The sequence below is a fragment of the Micromonospora sp. NPDC005299 genome (assembly GCF_042872345.1).
GTDB lineage: Bacteria > Actinomycetota > Actinomycetes > Mycobacteriales > Micromonosporaceae > Micromonospora.
The window spans coordinates 322,057-340,904 of record NZ_JBIAKG010000007.1; the positions used below are offsets into that span (position 1 = coordinate 322,057).

At 72.5% G+C, this 18,848-nt stretch carries 16 protein-coding genes; 6 read left to right on the forward strand and 10 right to left on the reverse strand.

The genetic code is table 11. The features are described 5' to 3' along the window. Positions 1–16: 16 nt before the first annotated feature. The 4 genes from ACFYPD_RS21965 to ACFYPD_RS21980 all read right to left on the reverse strand — a co-directional run bounded on the left by ACFYPD_RS21965 (position 17) and on the right by ACFYPD_RS21980 (position 5,562). Complete coding sequence (locus ACFYPD_RS21965) at positions 17–463, reverse strand: hypothetical protein (RefSeq protein ID WP_387116396.1); 447 nt, start codon at positions 461–463, stop codon at positions 17–19. Then, positions 460–2,622: a toxin glutamine deamidase domain-containing protein gene (locus ACFYPD_RS21970; RefSeq protein ID WP_387116399.1), complete on the reverse strand. Its 2,163-nt coding sequence runs from the start codon at positions 2,620–2,622 to the stop codon at positions 460–462. The genes ACFYPD_RS21965 and ACFYPD_RS21970 overlap by 4 nt, the downstream gene beginning before the upstream one ends. A gap of 2,164 nt (positions 2,623–4,786) precedes the next feature. After that, the gene (locus ACFYPD_RS21975; RefSeq protein ID WP_387116402.1) at positions 4,787–5,143 is read right to left on the reverse strand and encodes a hypothetical protein; all 357 of its coding nucleotides are present in this window, start codon (positions 5,141–5,143) and stop codon (positions 4,787–4,789) included. A gap of 5 nt (positions 5,144–5,148) precedes the next feature. Continuing rightward, positions 5,149–5,562, reverse strand: a complete 414-nt coding sequence (locus ACFYPD_RS21980) for a YbaB/EbfC family nucleoid-associated protein (protein ID WP_387116405.1) — start codon at positions 5,560–5,562, stop codon at positions 5,149–5,151. Positions 5,563–5,642: 80 nt separating this feature from the next. On the opposite strand from ACFYPD_RS21980, the gene ACFYPD_RS21985 reads away from it, so the two are divergent. Continuing rightward, positions 5,643–6,875: an SUKH-3 domain-containing protein gene (locus ACFYPD_RS21985; protein WP_387116408.1), complete on the forward strand. Its 1,233-nt coding sequence runs from the start codon at positions 5,643–5,645 to the stop codon at positions 6,873–6,875. A gap of 6 nt (positions 6,876–6,881) precedes the next feature. On the opposite strand, the gene ACFYPD_RS21990 is transcribed toward ACFYPD_RS21985, so the two are convergent. Continuing rightward, the gene (locus ACFYPD_RS21990; RefSeq protein WP_387116411.1) at positions 6,882–8,321 is read right to left on the reverse strand and encodes an aldehyde dehydrogenase family protein; all 1,440 of its coding nucleotides are present in this window, start codon (positions 8,319–8,321) and stop codon (positions 6,882–6,884) included. Between the two features lie 140 nt (positions 8,322–8,461). On the opposite strand from ACFYPD_RS21990, the gene ACFYPD_RS21995 reads away from it, so the two are divergent. Continuing rightward, positions 8,462–9,898, forward strand: coding sequence for a gamma-aminobutyraldehyde dehydrogenase (locus tag ACFYPD_RS21995; protein WP_387116414.1), 1,437 nt, complete (start codon positions 8,462–8,464; stop codon positions 9,896–9,898). Between the two features lie 3 nt (positions 9,899–9,901). Further along, the gene (gabT, locus tag ACFYPD_RS22000; protein ID WP_387116416.1) at positions 9,902–11,170 is read left to right on the forward strand and encodes a 4-aminobutyrate--2-oxoglutarate transaminase; all 1,269 of its coding nucleotides are present in this window, start codon (positions 9,902–9,904) and stop codon (positions 11,168–11,170) included. 80 nt (positions 11,171–11,250) lie between these two features. Here gabT and ACFYPD_RS22005 read toward each other — a convergent pair whose 3' ends face one another. Continuing rightward, positions 11,251–11,688, reverse strand: coding sequence for a hypothetical protein (locus ACFYPD_RS22005; RefSeq protein ID WP_387116419.1), 438 nt, complete (start codon positions 11,686–11,688; stop codon positions 11,251–11,253). A 110-nt stretch (positions 11,689–11,798) separates the two neighbouring features. Here ACFYPD_RS22005 and ACFYPD_RS22010 point away from each other — a divergent pair, with 110 nt between their 5' ends. The 3 genes from ACFYPD_RS22010 to ACFYPD_RS22020 are packed head-to-tail and all read left to right on the forward strand — an operon-like array spanning position 11,799 to position 14,091. Beyond that, positions 11,799–12,203 carry a GntR family transcriptional regulator gene (locus tag ACFYPD_RS22010; protein ID WP_387116422.1) on the forward strand — a complete coding sequence of 135 codons (405 nt, stop codon included), beginning with the start codon at positions 11,799–11,801 and terminating at the stop codon, positions 12,201–12,203. An 11-nt stretch (positions 12,204–12,214) separates the two neighbouring features. Beyond that, positions 12,215–13,105, forward strand: coding sequence for an ABC transporter ATP-binding protein (locus ACFYPD_RS22015; protein WP_387116521.1), 891 nt, complete (start codon positions 12,215–12,217; stop codon positions 13,103–13,105). Then, positions 13,102–14,091, forward strand: a complete 990-nt coding sequence (locus ACFYPD_RS22020; RefSeq protein ID WP_387116424.1) for an ABC transporter permease — start codon at positions 13,102–13,104, stop codon at positions 14,089–14,091. The genes ACFYPD_RS22015 and ACFYPD_RS22020 overlap by 4 nt, the downstream gene beginning before the upstream one ends. Before the next feature lie 48 nt (positions 14,092–14,139). Here the strand turns inward: ACFYPD_RS22020 and ACFYPD_RS22025 are convergent, their stop codons facing one another. The 4 genes from ACFYPD_RS22025 to ACFYPD_RS22040 all read right to left on the reverse strand — a co-directional run bounded on the left by ACFYPD_RS22025 (position 14,140) and on the right by ACFYPD_RS22040 (position 18,811). Continuing rightward, positions 14,140–14,823, reverse strand: a complete 684-nt coding sequence (locus tag ACFYPD_RS22025; RefSeq protein ID WP_387116427.1) for a hypothetical protein — start codon at positions 14,821–14,823, stop codon at positions 14,140–14,142. An 81-nt stretch (positions 14,824–14,904) separates the two neighbouring features. Next, positions 14,905–15,540 (reverse strand): M15 family metallopeptidase, encoded by a 636-nt coding sequence (locus ACFYPD_RS22030; RefSeq protein WP_387116430.1) that lies wholly within the window; start codon positions 15,538–15,540, stop codon positions 14,905–14,907. Next, entirely contained in the window at positions 15,537–16,670 is a 1,134-nt protein-coding gene (locus ACFYPD_RS22035; protein WP_387116433.1) for a D-alanine--D-alanine ligase family protein, read from the reverse strand. The genes ACFYPD_RS22030 and ACFYPD_RS22035 overlap by 4 nt, the downstream gene beginning before the upstream one ends. Beyond that, a complete protein-coding gene (locus ACFYPD_RS22040; protein WP_387116436.1) occupies positions 16,667–18,811 on the reverse strand; it encodes a pyridoxal-phosphate dependent enzyme in 2,145 nt (714 codons plus the stop codon). Before ACFYPD_RS22040 ends, ACFYPD_RS22035 begins: the two co-directional genes overlap by 4 nt. Positions 18,812–18,848: the final 37 nt, after the last annotated feature.

The window sequence follows — 18,848 nt, forward strand, 5'->3', positions numbered from 1 at the left end:
GCATTTTGAAGGAGGGTCAGGACGCGGCGGTGGCGATGCTGGGGTCGGCGCCAGGATCGCCGGCCTGCTGAAGCTGCTCCTCGAACATCACGAACGTCCGCCGCCGGATACCCGTGATCAGCGCCGCCTCCTCGGGTGTGTAAGCACGACCTTCGGCGATGGCCACGTCCTCAATGGCGCTGACCGTTTCGTACAGGGCGAAAACCGGTCCTTCGCCCTTGGTGTAGCGCCCACGCTCCTCTTCCACACGCTGCACAAACCGTTCAGCTGAGCGGACGAAGATGTCCCCGCCGATCGCAGAAATAATCTCGTCGACGATGTCGTTGGCAGGCCGCCAGCCGCCCGTCCTTCGATCCAACCTCCAAGCGGCAAGTCCTCGCTCCTGGGTCGGCACAATCTTGACAGGAGTGTCGTAATAGTCGTAGTAGCCGGTGCGGGTCAAGCCGTCCATCGCTTCCGTCATTCCCGTCCGCCGTTCAAGGTCGATTGGAGCGCAGCCCAGAAGTGCTCACGCTGGCGCTGAATGATGCCATTGCGGATGGCCGACTCCGTGTCCGAGAGACTACGTCCCTGCTCGCCGGGCACCGCTTCGAGGTCGCGCCACACCTCGAACAGCGAGTGCTCCCACTCCGCCACCTGATCGAGGGCCGCGAGTTGAAGCCGGAACTCCCCAATATGCCCGGCTGAAGTTCGCACCAGGAACTGGATATCTCGGTAGCCGCTGTCCTGCGGTTCGCGGAACCGATCCTCGAACCTCGCCACCTGTATCAGGGAGTTGGCGGCAAGGTGCGCAAGCCCGGAGTAAAGGTCATCCAGCGTCTGATAGGAAACCCGGCCGACGGCGAGATCTCGGAGGCGAGAGGCGTTCCCGCCATACTTCGTCACCTTGTCCTCCGCCCGCCTACGCTCCTTCGGCCCGGGTCGTGGTTGATACTCAGCCTCATCCGATGACATCTCAGCCAACTCGCGGCCCAGCGAGTCGATCTCGTGCTGCGCCATCGCTGCGGCTTGGTACAAGTGATCCAGATATTGGGCTCGATACGTCATGTCGCCCGACCGTGCCTCATCGAATCCTGGCTGCAAGGCCGTAGGCCGCTCGCCATCGAAGCGCGCACTCGCCTCTGCCTGCTCCTGACTAAGTGGCGTGGGTTTTACGGGCGGTATCGGCGCCGTGGCCACGACTGATGCTCCCCGCTCAGAAATCTCCTCCAGGACCTCACCCAGGACGTCGATTGCCTTCTGGTGGCTGGCCAGGTGATGGAGGGTGATCGGGCGGGCGGTCAGCGAGTTGGCGAGTTCCGGGGTCGACAGGATCATCCGGACGAGGTCGGGCCGCTGCGCGAGCTGCCGTACCAGGGTTTCGGCCAACAACTCCTCGTGTCGGGGTGGCGCCTCCCACGTGTGGTCGAGCATCTGCCTGACGCGCGGGTCGGCGAGCAGCCGCGTCAGGTCACCGGCCGCCGCCGAACCCAGCTCCGGCACCAGCCGTTGCAGCGTCGGCCCGTCGACGTGTTGCGCCAGCTCGACCGGCGTCACCCCGGCGGCGAAGACCTCGTCCAGGCTTCCGCTCGCGGCCAGCGCATCCCGGACGTACAGCCCGGCGGCGATCCGGTCGGCGTGCGCGTCACGGTGAGCGTTCCGGAGCTGGACGGCCTCCGACTCCGCGCCCGGAGCGGCGCCCGGGAACGAGGTGCCGTCCGGCCGGTGGAAGGTGGTGGATTCGCCGAGCAGGTGGACGCGGTTGAAGTCCGGGGCAGCCCCGTCGTCGGGCAGTGGTGGTGGTTCGAACGGTCGGGGCGGTGCCGGTGGTTCCACCGGGTCGGGCAGGACGTTGTATTCACCCGGCGGCCGGCCCGTGAGCGGCATCGGACGACCGTCGGGACCGAGCACCAGGGCGTCGACGGCCACCACGTTGTGGGGATTGCGGACCCCGCTGTGGGTGTAGAGCGGATGTCTCCTCAACCGGCCCATCTGCGGGTCGAGGTAGAGGACTGTGCCGTTCTGGTTCAGCGCCACCCAGGCGTGTGAGCCACCGCCCTCGTAGGTGGTGATGAGGAAGGCGTAGCTGCCGTGGCCGCCCGCGAGGAGCTGCCCGTGCAGGTCGCGGTAACCGTCCTCGACCATCTCACGTGTCTCGTCGTCCGGCACGCCCGGCAGGGCGGTCGGGCAGGGGTTCTGGAACCGTCCGCCCGTGGTCTCCTCGACCCGGCGAGGTCCGTCCGCCTCGCCGTCCACCGGCTGACGGACGTCCCCGAGCAGGTAGCCGTCGAAGGTACGCGGCGCGGAGACCCGCGGCCGGCCGTGCATCCACGTCTCGAAGAGCGACAACGTGCAGTCCAGGCAGTTGATGCCCCCGGGTGGCGTCCGCGGCGGGTCCACCGTCGTTCGCCAACTGGAACCACCCGCCCTTGCGGGGATCGGCGGTCCGCACCACACTCCCGTCGGGATTACGCGGCATCTGTCGCTCCAGGTCGGTCTGGTGCAGCGCGAGCGGTGGCCGGAGTCCACCCCGCATGCCGTACCGGCGGGAGCGGTCGATCGGCGGTGGATGGCCGCGGCCGGTGAGCGCCGAGTGGTCCGCCGTCTCCACGGCACCCAACGCGAGGTCGGCGACATCGTCATTGATCCGGTAGAAGTCGAGGTCGTCCTCGACCATCACCTCGGCGGGCAGCAGCTCGCCGGCACGTACCGCCTCCGCCGCGTCGACGGCTCGGTAGTGGAGCCGCTCCCTACGCCGCCCCTCCCACACGTGCTGGTCGGCGAGGTCATGTCGCCCCGCCTCGCGCAGCTCGTGTGCCCGCTTGAGAAGCCAGCGCGCGGCTTCATAGTGCTGCTCGGCGACGTCGCGCAGTTCCCTCAGCCGGCCCTGCCGCCTGTTCTCCTCATACAGCTCTCGCTGGTGCTGGAGATAGCCCTGATAGCGGCGCCGGTCGAGGGCTTCCCGGTCCGCCGCGAGGCGTGCGGCGCGTTCCTGGGACGTCATCCCACGCGGCGGCAACGGATCGAACGGGCCGGGAAGCGTCGGCAGCGGGTCTGCTGCCGGACGCTGCGGGGCCAGAGCTTCCAGCTGCGGAAACCGAGGATTCGGGGCAGGTCGGGCATCCAGTCCGTTGACCGGCGCCCCCGTCCCTTGGCCCGCGGCTGGTTGGGCGTGCGGATGCGCCGCCGGCCCGGCCTGCCCGGTCACGGTGCCCACCGGCGTGTGGTTCGACGACATCGACACCGAGCTTTGCGGCTGTGGGGCGATGCTGGCGGGCGGGCCCATCGTGGTCGGCGTGACAGCCGCCTGCGCCGGCGCCACCTGGGTCGACGTACCAACCTCGGGCACTACAGCGCCCTTGACCGGACTGGGCTTGAACTCGGCGGCGTCGGGGCCGGGGGCTGCCGTCACCGGCGTCTCGACGGCCACGGACGAGAGTGTCAAGCTGGCCGGGGTCTCCACCCGCGCTGGGCTGGTCGTCGCCTGCGCGTTCGGAGGGTCGGTCGGCACCTCCACGTCCACGCGATGAACTGGTGTGGCGCCGACACCCGCCGCAGCCTGCCCCACGTCTACGGGCGGAAGGTGCGCCGGAGCCCGCCCGTCGACGAGCGACGACGGAGGGTTCGGCGACGCAGTGGATTCGACCGTCCCAGGATGAGGCACCGGTCCGGGATCCGCGAGGAGCGGGGCCGGGTCCGGCATTCGCTGGGAGGGGATGAGGCCGGCCGCGCCGGCGGACGGCGGAAGCCCCAGGTCCACCGGTTGAGCGGGAAGCCCGGCCAACTTTTCGTCGAGGCGGTGGTGCAGCGCGCTGTCGGCCTGCCCGGTGGCGGAGCCGCTCGCACCGGAGGCCGCAGCCCGGGCGAGGTCCTCCAGCGACAGGTCCTGACCGGTGGCGAGCCCCGCCGCGCTCTCGGCCAAGGTCTCGCCGGCCATCTCCCGCCCGAAGCGATCCCCGATCTGGGCGAACCGCCCGTGCGCGTGCCGCCCGAGACCGGCCAGTGGCGCCGCCGCACCGCCGGCGAAGCCACCGAGTCCCGACATGCCCACGTCGGTCAGGTCCAGGCCGTCTCGCCGACCGGTGGAGTTCTGGTACGCCTGGGTCGCCAGGCTGGTGCCCGCCTCCTGCCCCGCCTCGACCAGTCCGCCCAGCACGGCCCGACGGGCGAGCCCGCGGGCACCGCTCTTGACGACCTCCTTGGCGGCCCGTTCGCCGGCCTCCTTCAGCCCTTCCTTGACGGCCTTGCGGGCCAGCTGGGCCACCAGCCGCTTGAAGATCTGCTGCACGGCGACCCGGCTGGCCGTGATCGCGGCGCCCGCCGCTGGCGAGGCGGCGCCCATGGTCAGCACAGTGGCCACCGCGAGCGAGAGCAGCTCGACGACCAGGAGGCCCAGCTCGATCCAGGCTTCGAGCTTGGCGCCCTCGATGTCGCAGCCGCACGAGTCGACCAGCTTGCCCAGCTCGCCGGTCGCCGCCACCAGGACGTGCAGCGGTGCGTCCTCGCCTTCGGCGACCTTGCCCCAGGCGATGTCGAACGCCTGCGCCACCAGGCCGACGCCGCCATATCCGCTGCGGACCTCGCCGGCAGCGGTGGTGGCGTCGTTCCGCGGGCCGGCCAGGACGTCGGCGACGCCGTACCACTGGTCGGCCAGGTCCCAGACAGCGCGTTCGTCACCCTCCGGCCATTCGACGCCGACGACCCAGTCCAGCGCCTCGTAGATCCAGCCGGGCACGTCCCAGGGGCAGTAGTCGAGCGGATGCGGGATCGGGCTGGGCAGCATGCTCACGCGCGGATCCTCCGGTGGTCAGCGCCAGGGCCGGTGCGGGTTGTGCTGCTGGTGCGGGATATCGCCGAGCTGGCGGGCGTTGGTCAGGTCGGTCTCGACCGTGGCGACGACGGAACGCACCACGTCAGTGCCCAGCCCTTCGAGCGAACGGCCGAGAATCTCCCAGGCCCGCAGCAGGGTCTCCGCGTAGCCCTGGTAGTTCTTGTCGAAGGCGGCGCCGATGTCGTCGCGACCCCACGGACGCTGGGCGCTGGCCGCTGTGATCGGGTCACCCGCCTCTCGCCGGGTGGCGGTGACCGCCTCCCCGGCCAGGGCCAGGTCGGCGCCGCCGCGCCAGGCCCGGTCAGGGTCCAGCCAGATCTCCCCGTCGGCCATGGCCGTCACTCGCCGCGTGACAGGACGGCGTCGGCCCGGCCCAGCAATGCGCCGAAGTCGTGGGTACGCAGGAACTCCACCGACGGCGAGCCGGGCGGCAGGTAGCCGGCGACCAGCTCGCGGGTCGCGGTGACGGCGGCGCGAGATGCCCGCAGCACGGTGTCGGTGATCTTCCGGCTCAAGGCCCTGACGTCCCGGTCGTGGAACACCGAGGGAGCCACCTCGACGCTGATCAGCTCGCCGCGGGCGCCCACGACCGCGGTCACCTGGCCGTCGTCGGAGCGCTCGGTCACCCGCAGCTCCGCGAGCCTGGTCTGCAGTTCGTCCAAGCCGGACCGAAGTCGCTGGTACTGGCCGTACACCTCGTCGAACCGCGCACGTAGCGCGCGGTTCGCATCCCGGTCCGCGCTCTCGGCCACGCCGCTCCCCTTCCGTCACCGTCAGTAGGGCCGACCATACCGGGCGCCACGGAATCCGTGGGGTCCGGTAACTTCAGGCTGTGATCGAACGACAGCAGGCCGAGCAACTCGCCGCCGTCTGGGCTCGACGGGATTCCGAGCGCCTGGGATTCCCGTGCACTCCGGTGGTCGAGGAGTTCGACCTGGGTTACCTGGTCACGTCCACTGTGTCCGTCGACGCCCGGGCGCTCCCCGGCGACCTGCCGACCACGGTCATCGACAAGGAGACCGGCGAGGTGTCGACCTGGCCACGGGTGCCGGCCGCCGCCATCGAGGAGTTGTTCCGGCAGCGCCGGCCGGCCGCACCGCGGGCGCCGCGCACCGTCGACCCGGCCGACCAACTGCTCCGGGAGATCACCCGACTGCCGACGCCCGGCGCTGCGGCGCACCTCACCCTCGACGGCCGCCTGCACGTCGCCCCGGGCGCCAAGGGCGACGTCGAGCTGCGCCATCATCCGCTGGTCCAGTCCTATCTGGACGGCCTGGCCCCCGGTCACCTGGTCCGGGGCGGCGAGCGGCACGCCGAGATGATCGTCGTCTCGGACGTCCTGCACGAGCAGGATCACCGGCGCAGCGTCGAGAGCCTTCCCCCGCTGACGTTCGAGGAGGCCCGAGCGCTCCTGGGCGCCGGCCGGTTCGAGGTCTTCCGGGTCCGGGAACCAGGAGATCCCGCTGGTGGGCCGGCAGAGCTTCCCTGTGACTCGTGCATCACCTTCCTGGTGCGCTTCAACGCCCTCCCGTGGTCCGATCTTGCATACACGAAAGAGTGGCGCCCGGAGCCGCGGCAGATCATCCAGCCCGGCCGGTTCCCCGATGTGGTTGCGCACGCTCTCGTGGACGCGGGCTGGCAGATCAGCATGTTCAACGAGGCGCTCGCGATGGGCGCAATCGCCGAAACCCGCGAGGTCGCGGGACGGCGCCATCGCCATGAGGCGTTCCCGGCCGCCGAACAGGCGCTCACCGCCTTTCCAGCGATCCTCAGCCGCAGGCGGGGGCCGGGCCAGGACGTGTGGATCAGTCGATTCACCACGAATCCGCTACGTGGCGCGCACAGCGCCGACACCCTCGCCGACTTCGGCGCCGTTCTGGGCGTACGGCTCTTCCCGCTCGGCACCGAGCGCCAGGAGAGCATCATCGCGGTCGACGAGCACGGCCGGATCTTCGCGCTCGATCAGGCCGGCGAGTGGTTCCTCGGCCCCGACATCGACGCCGCCCTCACCACCCTGCTGCTCGGCCGCGCCCCCGCCCGGGTCCGCGACGACGGCACCTGGTGAGCCCCGCTACAGCTTCACCCCGGTGAGCACCATGACGCGCGGCTCGGTGTAGTCGTCCATGGCGCTGCGCAGCCCTTCCCGCCCCACGCCCGAGCCCTTCACCCCGCCGTACGGCATCTGGTCGGCCCGGTACGACGGCACGTCCCCGACGATCACTCCGCCGACCTCCAGGGTCCGGGCCGCGAGGAACGCGGTCTGGAGGTTGTGGGTGAAGACGCCGGCCTGCAACCCGTACGCCGAGTCGTTGACCGCGGCGAACGCGGCCTGGGCGTCGGTGACCGGGGCGACCACCAGCACCGGCCCGAACACCTCCTCGGTGCACACCTTGGCCGACGACGGCACCCCGCTGAGCACGGTCGGCGGGTAGGTGGCGCCGTCCCGCCGACCGCCTACCTCGATGGTGGCCCCGGCGGCGACAGCCTCGTCGACCCACGCCTCGACGCGTTCGGCCGCTTCGACGGACACCAGCGGCCCCACGTCGGTCAACTCGGAGGCGGGGTCGCCGGTGCGCAATTCCTCGACGGCCGCGACAAGCCGGGGCAGGAAGCCGTCGTAGAGCCATTCGTGCACGTACACCCGCTGCACCGCGATGCAGGACTGCCCGGCCTGGTAGTTGGAGAAGGTGGCGATCCGATGGGCGGCGAAGGTCAGGTCCCCGTCCGACGACCAGTCCTCGCAGATCACGGCCGCGGCGTTGCCACCGAGTTCGAGGGTGACGTGCTTGTCGGGGGCGGCCCGGCGGATTGCCGCGCCGACCGGCCCGGAGCCGGTGAACGACACGACCGGCAGCCGTGGGTCGGCGACGAGTTCGGCGGCGCGCTCGTTGGGCAGCGGCAGCACCGAGAACATCCCCTCGGGCAGTTCGGTCTCGGCCAGGATCTCGCCGAGCAGCAGCGCGGAGAGCGGGGTGGCCGGGGCCGGCTTGACCACGATGGGGGCGCCGACGGCGATGGCGGGGGCGACCTTGTGCGCGACCAGGTTCAGCGGGAAGTTGAACGGCGCGATCCCCAGGACGGGACCGCGGGGCGCCCGCCGGACCAGCGCGATCCGCCCGGTGGCGGCCGGGTCGGTGTCGAGGCGTTGCAGTTCCCCGGAGAAGCGCCGGGCCTCCTCGGCGGCCCAGCGGAAGGTGGAGACCGCCCGGCTCACCTCGGCCTTCGCCCACTTCACCGGCTTGCCGTTCTCGGCGGTGATCAGCGCGGCGACCTCGTCGGCCCGGTCGGCCAGCCGCCGGGAGACGTGGTCGAGGGCGGCCGCGCGGACGTGGGCGGGCAGGGCCGCGGCCGCCGCGGCCACTCCGGCGGCTGCCGCGACGGCGGCTTCGACCTGGTCGGGCGTGGCGAGGGTGGTACGCCCCACCGTGCGGCCGTCGTACGGGTGGGTGACGGTCAGCTCACCCTCGCCGTGGGCGGGGCGGCCGGCGACATAGAAGGCTCTCGGCTCCACGCTCGGCAGCGTAGACCACGCAAGGCCGCGCGGAAACAGTTGCCCAAACCCTTGTCTGCCTCGGATTCAGTAGCCAAGATGGCAGTCAGATTGCGATAACCTCCGCTGACTTTCCTCCCGGCCCCCCTCGGAGAATTCTGATGAGCGATCAGCAGCAGCTGCGCAACTTCGTCAACGGCGAGTACGTCGACCCGGTGGACGGCGGCTTCGCCGACCTCGTCGACCCGTGCACCGGCGAGGTGTTCGCCCAGGCACCGGTCTCCGGCGCGGCGGACGTGGACGCGGCGATGAAGGCGGCCGCCGCCGCGTTCGAGACTTGGCGGGACGCCACGCCGGGCGAGCGGCAGAAGGCCCTGCTGAAGCTCGCCGACGCGGTGGAGTCCCGGGCGGCCGAGTTGGTCGACGCGGAGGTCCGCAACACCGGCAAGCCCCGCCAGCTCACCGCCGACGAGGAGCTGCCGCCGGCGGTGGACCAGTTCCGGTTCTTCGCGGGCGCCGCCCGCCTGCTGGAGGGGCGCTCAGCCGGCGAGTACATGGCCGGGCACACCTCCTACGTGCGGCGCGAGCCGATCGGCGTCTGCGCCCAGGTCACGCCCTGGAACTACCCGCTCATGATGGCGGTCTGGAAGATCGCCCCGGCCCTGGCGGCGGGCAACACGGTGGTGTTGAAGCCCTCGGACACCACCCCGGTGTCGACGCTGCTGCTGGCCGAGATCGCGTCCGAGTTCCTCCCGCCGGGCGTGTTCAACGTGGTCTGCGGCGACCGGGACACCGGCCGGGCGCTGGTGTCGCACCCGACCCCGCAGTTCGTCTCGATCACGGGTTCGACCCGCGCCGGTATGGAGGTCGCCGCGGCGGCCGCGCCGGACCTCAAGCGGACCCACCTGGAGCTGGGCGGCAAGGCCCCGGTGGTGCTCTTCGACGACGCGGACGTGGCGGCGGCGGCCGAGGCGATCGCGGTGGGCGGCTACTTCAACGCCGGCCAGGACTGCACGGCCGCCACCCGGGTGCTCGCCGGCCCTGGCATTCACGACGACTTCGTGGCCGCCCTCGCCGAGCAGGCGCGGAACACGAAGACCGGCGCGCCGGACGACGAGGACGTGCTCTACGGCCCGCTGAACAACGCCAACCAGCTCAGCCGGGTACGCGGGTTCGTGGACCGGCTGCCGGACCATGCGAACGTCGAGACCGGCGGCTCCCAGGTCGGCGAGCGCGGCTACTTCTACGCACCGACCGTGGTCTCCGGGGTCCGCCAGGCCGACGAGATCATCCAGGACGAGGTGTTCGGGCCGGTCATCACCGTGCAGCGCTTCTCCGACGAGGACGAGGCGGTGCGCTGGGCCAACGGCGTGGACTACGGCCTCTCCGCCTCGGTGTGGACGAAGGACCACGGCCGGGCCATGCGGATGACGCGCCGACTGGACTTCGGCTGCGTCTGGGTGAACACGCACATCCCGTTCGTCTCCGAGATGCCGCACGGCGGCTTCAAGCACTCCGGGCACGGCAAGGACCTCTCGGTCTACAGCCTGGAGGACTACACCCGGATCAAGCACGTCATGCACAACATCGAGGGCTGACCCATGTCGAGCGAGGACCTGCACAAGCGCCGCGGGGCGGCCGTCGCCCGGGGCGTCGGCAGCACGATCACCTCCTACGTCGACCGCGCGGGCGGCGGGACGATCACCGACGTCGACGGGCGGGAGTGGATCGACTTCGCGGCCGGCATCGCGGTCGCCAACGTGGGGAACTCCGCCCCGCGGGTGGTCGAGGCGGTCCGGGCGCAGGTCGAGCGGTTCACGCACACCTGCTTCATGGTCGCGCCCTACGAGTCGTACGTGGCGGTCTGCGAGCAGCTCAACGCGCTGACCCCGGGTGACTTCGAGAAGCGTTCGGCGCTGTTCAACTCGGGCGCCGAGGCGGTCGAGAACGCCGTGAAGATCGCCCGGCACGCCACCGGGCGGCCCGCGGTGGTGGTCTTCGACCACGCGTACCACGGCCGGACCAACCTGACCATGGCGCTGACCGCGAAGAACATGCCGTACAAGCACCGGTTCGGGCCGTTCGCCGGGGAGGTCTACCGGGTGCCGATGTCGTACCCGCTGCGCGACGGCGGTCTCGACGGTGCGACCGCGGCGGCGCGGGCCGTCGAGATGGTGGAGAAGCAGGTCGGCGCGGAGAACGTGGCGGCGCTGCTGATCGAGCCGATCCAGGGCGAGGGCGGCTTCGTGGTGCCGGCCGAGGGGTTCCTGCCGGCGCTGCGCGAGTGGGCGACCGCCGCCGGAGTGGTGTTCGTCGCGGACGAGATCCAGACCGGGTTCTGCCGGACCGGCGACTGGTTCGCCTGCCAGCACGAGGGCGTCGAACCGGACCTGGTCACCCTGGCCAAGGGCATCGCCGGCGGGCTGCCGCTGGCCGCGGTCACCGGCCGGGCCGAGCTGATGGACGCGGTGCACGTCGGCGGCCTGGGCGGGACGTACGGGGGAAACCCGATCGCCTGCGCGGCCGCGCTCGCGGCCATCGAGACCATGCACGAGCTGGACCTGGCGGCCGCCGCCCGGCGGATCGGCACCGTCATGGTCGACCGGCTGCGCGCGATCGCCGCCCGCGACCCGCGCGTCGCCGAGGTACGCGGTCGGGGCGCCATGCTCGCCGTGGAGATCGTCCAGCCGGGCACGCTGACCCCGGACCCGGTCGCCACGGCGGCGATCTCGGCGGCCTGCCACGCCGCCGGTCTGCTCACCCTCACCTGCGGCACCTACGGCAACGTGCTGCGCTTCCTGCCCCCGCTCGTCATCTCCGACGACGAGCTGGCCCGTGGCCTGGACATCCTGGAGGCCGCCTTCGGCTGACCGTGGTCAGCCGCGATCGTGGGACACCACGGGCGTCAATCCCCCCAGGTGCCGCCCGTGGTGTTCCACTCTCCCCCGGCCTAGAGACACATCCAGCAGTAGCCGTCGAGCCCCTCCGCGCCCGCCGCCCGCGCCACCCGGCGCAGCCCGGTGACCAGCTCCGCGAGGGTTTCGGTGTCGGGCGAGCCCAGCCACTCCTCGGCGGTGCGCCACTCGGCCGCGACCGGCCGCAGACGCTCGTCCGGCAGCGCCGCCAGCTCGGCCACGAAGTCCGGCACCAGCCGGATCAGGTACGGCCCCTCGTCGTCGTGGCCGTCGACCCGCTCCCCGCCGGCGTGCAGCCCGGCGCGCGGCGACCCGAGCCGCCCCGCGCGGATCACCTCCCACAGCGCGCCGCCCAGCACGAACGGCTCGACGTTCCTGCATCGCAGCGGATCCAGCTCGTCGCCCGGCCCGGTCCCGGCGGCGGCCCGCGCCCGGGCCGGGGTGGCCGCGAAGTATTCGGTCAGGATGCCCACGGCCGAGACGGTACGGCCGGCCTCCGACACGTCCAACCCTCCACAGGGGCCCCGTCCACCGCCATCCTGTTCTATAGTCCTACTGTCGTAGGACAATAGAAGGGCGTCGCGTGATCGAGTTCGTACTGGACGGCCGGTCCAAGGTGAACACCTATGTGCAGCTGATCCAGCAGGTCAAACAGGCCCTGCGGGTGGGGCTGCTGACGACTGGCGACCAGTTGCCGAAGGTCCGCGATGTCGCGCAGTCGCTGGCCATCAACCCGAACACGGTGCTGAAGGCGTATCGCGAGCTGGAGATCGAAGGTCTGGTCGAGGGACGCCCCGGCGTCGGCACCTTCGTCCGCCGGACCCTCGCCGGCTCGTCGCTGGCCGATCAGGCCGAGCTTCGCGAGGAGCTGGTGGCCTGGCTGCACCGCGCCCGTGCCGCAGGGCTCACCCCGGAAGACGTCACCGCCCTGGTCGAGACCACCATGCGGGCCGGCACGACGCGCGCCGAACCCGCCTCAGCAGGATGAGAGGACAGCTGATGGAGATCGCGCTGGAGGCCGAGCAGCTCGGCAAACGGTACGGAAGAACCTGGGCGCTGCGGGACTGCTCGCTGCGCCTGCCCGCCGGGCGGATCGCCGCCCTCGTCGGCCCCAACGGTGCCGGCAAGAGCACCCTGCTGCACCTCGCGGTCGGCCTGCTGCGGCCGGACGCCGGCGCGGTGCGGATCTTCGGCGAAGCGCCGTACGCCAACCCGTCGGTGCTGCCGGAGATCGGCTTCGTCGCCCAGGACACCCCGCTCTACCGGGACTTCACCGCGGCCGAGCTGGTGGAGCTGGGCCGACGGATGAACAAGCGCTGGGATGCGGCGCTCGCCCGCAACCGGCTGGCCCAGCTCGGCATCCCGCCGAAGCTGCCCGTCGGCAAGCTGTCCGGCGGCCAGCGGGCGCAGGTCGCGCTGGCGCTCGCACTCGCGAAGCGGCCCCGGCTGCTGCTCCTCGACGAACCGGTCGCCAGCCTCGATCCACTGGCGCGCAGGGAATTCCTGCAGTCGCTGATGGGCAGCGTCGCCGACTCCGAGACGACCGTGCTGCTCTCCTCGCACCTGCTGGCCGACCTGGAACGGGTCTGCGACTACCTGGTCGTGCTGCAGGCCGCCCGGGTGCACCTGGTGGGCGCGGTCGACGACCTGGTCGCCGCACACCGGCAGCTGGTCGGGCCCCGGCACGGCGGCGAACCGATCGAGGGGGTCGACGTCGTGGTCCGGGCGAGCCACACCGCCCGGCAGTCAACGCTGCTGGTCCGTACGAGCGGCGAGGTCCTTTCTCCGGAGTGGACGGTGCACGACGTGACGCTGGAAGACCTCGTGCTGGCGTACCTCGCCGAGAGTGAGACCACCACGAGCCACGCAGCCTGGGAGGTGCCGGCATGATCTGGCTGGCCTGGCGGCAGCACCGCAAGCAGCTGCTCTTCACCCTCCTCGGCTTCGCCGCGCTGGCGGCCCTGATGATCCCGATCGGCCTGTCGATGCGGCACAGCTTCACCGAGCTCGGGCTGCCGGACTGCGTCAGTCAGCTGGCGCGTTCGCAGACCGACCCGGTCACCGCGAACGGCTGTGAGTCGGCGTTCCGGCAGTTCACCAACCGGTACCAGAGCCTGAACCTGGTGGCGGTCCTGCTCGTCGTCCTGCCGGTGCTCGTCGGTCTGTTCTGGGGCGCCCCGCTGGTCGCCCGGGAGGTGGAGCACGGCACGCACCGGTTCGCCTGGACGCAGGGCGTCGGCCGGACGCGGTGGTCCCTGGTGAAGTTCGGCCTGGCCGTCGTCGTCACGGTGACCCTGGCAATCGGCTACGGACTGGGCATGGCCTGGTGGGTCAGCCCGCTGACCCAGGCCGCGCACGAGGGCCGCCTCGGCTTCATCGTCTTCGACCTGCAGGGCATCGCCCCGATCGGCTACACCCTCTTCGCGGTGGCGCTCGGCATCTTCGCCGGCACCCTCTGGCGCCGGATGCTGCCCGCCATGGGCGTCACCCTGGCCGCGTTCATCGGGGTCCGGGCGGCGGTGGCGATCCTGGCCAGACCGCACTACCAGCCCGCCCGCACCCTCACTTTCCCGATCGAGGGGACCGAACCGCTGCAGGAGTCCCGGGGCAACTGGGTCCTCGCCAGCGGTGTGCGCAACGCCGACGGGAAGATGGTGGCGGCCGACACCCGGATCATGTGCCCGCCGGGCGGCCAGGGACCGGATGGCCGCCGCTGCGGGGCCGAACTCGGCGCCGGACCGGGCGCCTACAACTGGGAGCTCTACCAGCCCGCAGACCGGTTCTGGCTGTTCCAGTGGATCGAGACCGGCATCTTCGTCGCCCTCGCCGCCCTCCTGCTCTACCTCGCCCTCCGCCGCATCCGCCGGATCGCCTGAGCACTCCGGCAGGGCGGGTGGCCGCGCCACCCACCCTGCCGGGCCGGGTCAGCGCAGCAGCTCCACCACGTTGCGGCGGACCAGGTTCTTGCCCGGCTCCCGGATCAGGTCCATGGCCGCCGCGTTGAGCAGCACGCAACTCCCGGACGGCCCGGTGATGGTCACGGTCGCCGCCTTGCCGTTGTCCAGGTTGGTCACCCGCAGCCGGGTGCCCACCGGGAACTGCCCGCTGGTGGCGGCCGGCGCACCGCCCTCGGCGGAGAAGGTGATCGCCCCGCTGCAGACGCTGGCGGGCGCGCCGCCGGGCTGGGCGTTACCCGGCCGGGCCTCGCCGATCGGGGCGCCACCACCCGGCCCGGCCGCGCCGGTCACCGGGGCGCCGCCGTCGAGGCGTTCGACCAGGTTGCGGCGGATCACGTTCTTGCCCGGCTCGCGGACCAGGTCCATGGCCGCGGCGTTGAGCAGTACGCAGCTGCCCGACGGGCCGGTCACCGTGACCGTCGCGACCTTGCGGTTGTCCAGGTTGGTCACCCGCAGCCGGGTGCCCACCGGGAAGCGGTCGCTGGTGGCAGCCGGCGCCCCGCCCTCCGCCGAGAAGGTCACCGACCCCGCACAGGCCGACTGCCCGGCCGGGGTGGTCTCCGCGAACCCCATCCCCGTGCCCACCGCGACGACCGCCGAGGCGGCCAGTGCCACGGTCGCCGCCAGCACGTGCTTGCGCTGCACCTTCACGTTGTCTCTCCCGTCGTCCGGTGGTCTCGTTCGACGCGTGGTACGGACGGGAGGGCCGGACCGTTCAGTCGGGACGACGGATCACAACGGACCGTAACGGGTGTGTGGCGCGCCGGTGATCAGCGCCCAGTACCGGTCCCCGTAGGACCAGTGCCACCACTCGGTCGGGTAGTTCACCAGCCCTGCCCCGCTCAGCGCCGCCACCAGGACCTGCCGGTTCCGCCACGCGCTCACCGGGATGTGCCGGGCCGCCGTGAAGCAGGCGTCGGCGCTCTCCTCCGGGGTGGCGTCGAGGGCGGTGCCCATGTCCAACTCGATTCCGTCCGCGTCACACAAAGTGAGGTCGACCGCCCCGCCGGTGCTGTGCGGCGCCAACTCGACCGGCGAGACGAACTTCGTGGTCTCCCGGTGCAGCCGGTCCGCCGGCCAGTCCGGGTAGCGCCGGCGCAGCTCGTCCCGGTAGCCGGTGAAGATGTCAAGCTGCGCCCGGTACGGCCGGTACCCCTCGACGACCAGGAGGCGCAGGCCGGCCGGCAGCGCCCGCTGCGCGGCCAGCAACCGGTCCGCGACCCCGCGCCGCACCCGGGCGTACGCCCCGGAGGGGTCGGCGGCCCGGGTGTCCAGCCGCAGCTCGGGCAGTTCCCGCAGATCGATCAGCGGATCGCCGTCGTCCCGGCTGGACACGGCGGCGACCCGGGGATCGGAGAGCAGGATCATGCCGCACCACCCTCGGGACGTACGCCCGGCCGGGCCTCGTGCCGGGTGAAGGCGAGCGCGACCAGCCGGTCCACCACCTCGGGGTAGTCGACGCCGGACTCGGCCCACACCTTCGGGTACATCGAGTGCGCCGTGAAGCCGGGCAGGGTGTTCAGCTCGTTGACGAACAGGTCGCCGGTCGAGGGGTCGTAGAGGAAGTCGACCCGGGCCAAACCCCAGCCGCCGATCGCCGTGAACGCCCGCACGGACAGCTCCCGGATCCGCTCGGTGACCTCGTCGGGCAGCGGCGCCGGGACGATCATCGGGTCGGCGTCGCCGAAGTACTTCTGCCGGTAGTCGAACCAGCCGCCCGCGACCCGGACCTCGCCGACCGCCGACGCCTCCGGGTGCCAGCCGCCGAGCACGCCGCACTCCAGCTCCCGGCCGGTCACACCCTGCTCGACCAGCACCACGTGGTCGTGCCGGAGCGCCTCCTCGACCGCCGCCGCCAGGTCATCGCCCTCGGCCACCCGGGAGATGCCGATGGAGGAGCCCATCCGGGCCGGCTTGACGAACAGCGGCCGGCGCAGCCCGACGACCAGCTTCTCCGGGTCCTCCGCGGCCCGCCAGGTGGGCGCGTCGAACCAGACGTGCGGGGTGGTCGGCACCCCCTCGGCCCGCAGCGCCCGCTTCATCGCCACCTTGTCCATCCCGACGGCGGAGGCGAGGATCCCGCACCCGACGTACGGCACCCCGAGCGATTCGAGCAGCCCCTGCACCACACCGTCCTCCCCGTACGGGCCGTGCAGGACCGGGAAGACCACGTCCAGCTCGGCGTGCACCGCCCCGGGCGCGTCGGCCGCGGTGACCGCCACCGTGCCGGCGCGCGCCCCCGCCCGCAGCTCCACGGCCGGGCCGGTCACCGGCAGCCGGTCGTCGATGGCTCGCCCGGCGCCCACGCTCGCGCAGCGCTCGGCCAGCACCGGCTCCGGCACCAGCCGCAGCCCGCCGGTGCGGGTGATTCCGAGCGCGACCACCTCGTGGCCCCGCTCGACCAGGGCCCGGGCCACGCCGAGCCCCGAGGCGCAGGAGACCTCGTGCTCCGCCGACGGGCCACCGAACAGGACACCGATCCGTACCGCTGCGCTCACGCCGCCACTCCTTCCATCCGAGCCAGGTCGGCGACGGGTCCGCCCGCCAGCCGGGCCACCAGCTCCGCCTCGACATTGCCGCCGGTCAGCACCACGCCGACCGTCCGGTACCGCCCCGGCCGCCCGCCGTCGGGGGCACCCGCCCGCAGCGGCGCGCCGTCGGGGTCGCCCGGCCGGGCCGCGAGCCGCAGCGCGCCGGCCAGCCCGGCCGCTCCGGCCGGCTCGACGAGCACCTTCAGCTCCAGCAGGAGCAGCCGGAACGCGTCGGCGATCGCGTCGTCGTCGACCCGCACGACGCCCCGGACGGCGTCCCGCGCCACCGCGAACGGCAGGTCGCCGACGCAGCTCGGGCGCAGCCCGTCGGCGATGGTGGGCGCCGGGACGACCGGGGTGGGCCGGCCGGCGGCGAGGCTGCGGGCCAGCGAGTCGCAGCCGACCGGCTCGACGCCGTACACCTCGATCGGGGTGCCGGCGGCGGCCAGGCAGGCCCCCGCGACGCCGCCGCCACCGCCCACCGGCACCACCAGCGCGTCCAGCGGGGTGCCGGCGCGCTCCGCCTCCTCGATCAGCTCCAGGCTGGCGCTGCCCTGTCCCGCCACCACGTCCGGGTGGTCGTACGCGTCGACCAGCGGGTGACCGTCGGCGTCGGCGAGCTGCCGGGCGACGGCCAGCCGCTCCTCGACGGTGGTGCCGGCGAGGACGACCCGGGCCCCGGCCGCCCGGGCCCGGGCCACCTTGACCGGCGCCGCGTCGACCGGCAGCACCACGGTTGCGGCCAGCCCGTGCCGGCGGGCGGCCAGCGCCACCGCCACCGCGTGGTTGCCGGTGCTCTGCGCGACCACCCCGGTGTGGCCGTCCGCGGCGAGCCGGCCCACGGCCAGCATCGCACCGCGCATCTTGTACGAGCCCCCGGTCTGGAGGTTCTCCGCCTTGAGCAGGATCCGGGCGCCGGCCAGCCGGTCGATCGCCGGGCAGTTCAGCACGGGGGTACGCACCACCCGGCCGGACAGCCACCAGGCCGCCTCCTCGACGCGGGCCCGGTCCGGCAGGGCCGGGTTGGGGCTGCGGGACATGGTCACTCCTTCTCGGTTGTGGTCGGTGCCGGCGCGGCGCGGCAGGTCGAACAGCCAGCGCGCGCCGGCCGCCGTGAGTCCGCGGTGGACGGCCAGGCTGAGCGCCAGCACCACGGCGGTGAGCAGGACCGGGTAGCCGGCCGCCAGCAGCGCCCGGCCCGGTCGGTTCAGGTCGGCGACCGGGCCGGCGAGGAGACGGTGCAGCAGCGCCAGCACCGGCATGTGGATCACGTAGATCGGCAGCGTCCGGCGGCCGAGCCGGGCGAGCGCCCCGCCGACCACCCGGAGCCGGGCCACCCGGGCCGCCGCCGTGACGCCGAACGCCACCGCGACGACCGACACGAGCAGCCGGACGCCGGGCCAGCCCTCGGTCCCGGCCAGCGCCATGGCGGCCAGCGCGACGGCGTACGCCGTGCCGGTCCCGGCCAGGCGGCGGGCGCTCGCACCGGCTGCCCAGCGCTGCAGGTGCGGTCGCAGGTGCACGCCGGCCAGGAAGAACACCAGGTTCTGGTAGACCTGCCCCCGGTTGCCGGGGCTGTCCAGCAGCCCCGTGGCGGCCACGGCGGACAGCGCGCCCGCGGCCACGAGCAGCACCGCCGGGTGGACCCGGCGCAGCGCCTTGGCCAGCGCGAAGTAGAGCGCCAGCGCGTACAGGTACCAGAGGTTGGAGGGCGTGACGGTGAGCTGGGCCAGCAGGCCGTCGAGGCTGGTGGCCCGGTCGGTCGGGAAGTCCGGCACGAGGGCCAGCAGGGCGGTGTGGATGAGCAGCCAGGTGGCATAGAGGTAGAGGTTCCGGGCGATCCGGGGGCGGCCGGCGACCCGCCACGGCCGGGCGACGGCGTTGGCCGAGAAGATCCCGGAGAGGGTGAAGAAGAGCGGCATCCGCAGCGGGAGCAGTTGCTCGCCGAGCAGCCCCCAGGCTCCGGGCACCGGCAGGTCGATCCGCCAGTCGATCCGCAGGTAGTGCTTGACGATGACGTGCCAGAGCACCACGAGGATGATGCAGGCACCCTTGGCCACGTCGGCCCAGACCACCCGGCCAGCCGGCTGTTCCGTACGGGTCGGCACAGCGGTCTCCTCTCCCGGCGTCGTACGCCGTCGGTCG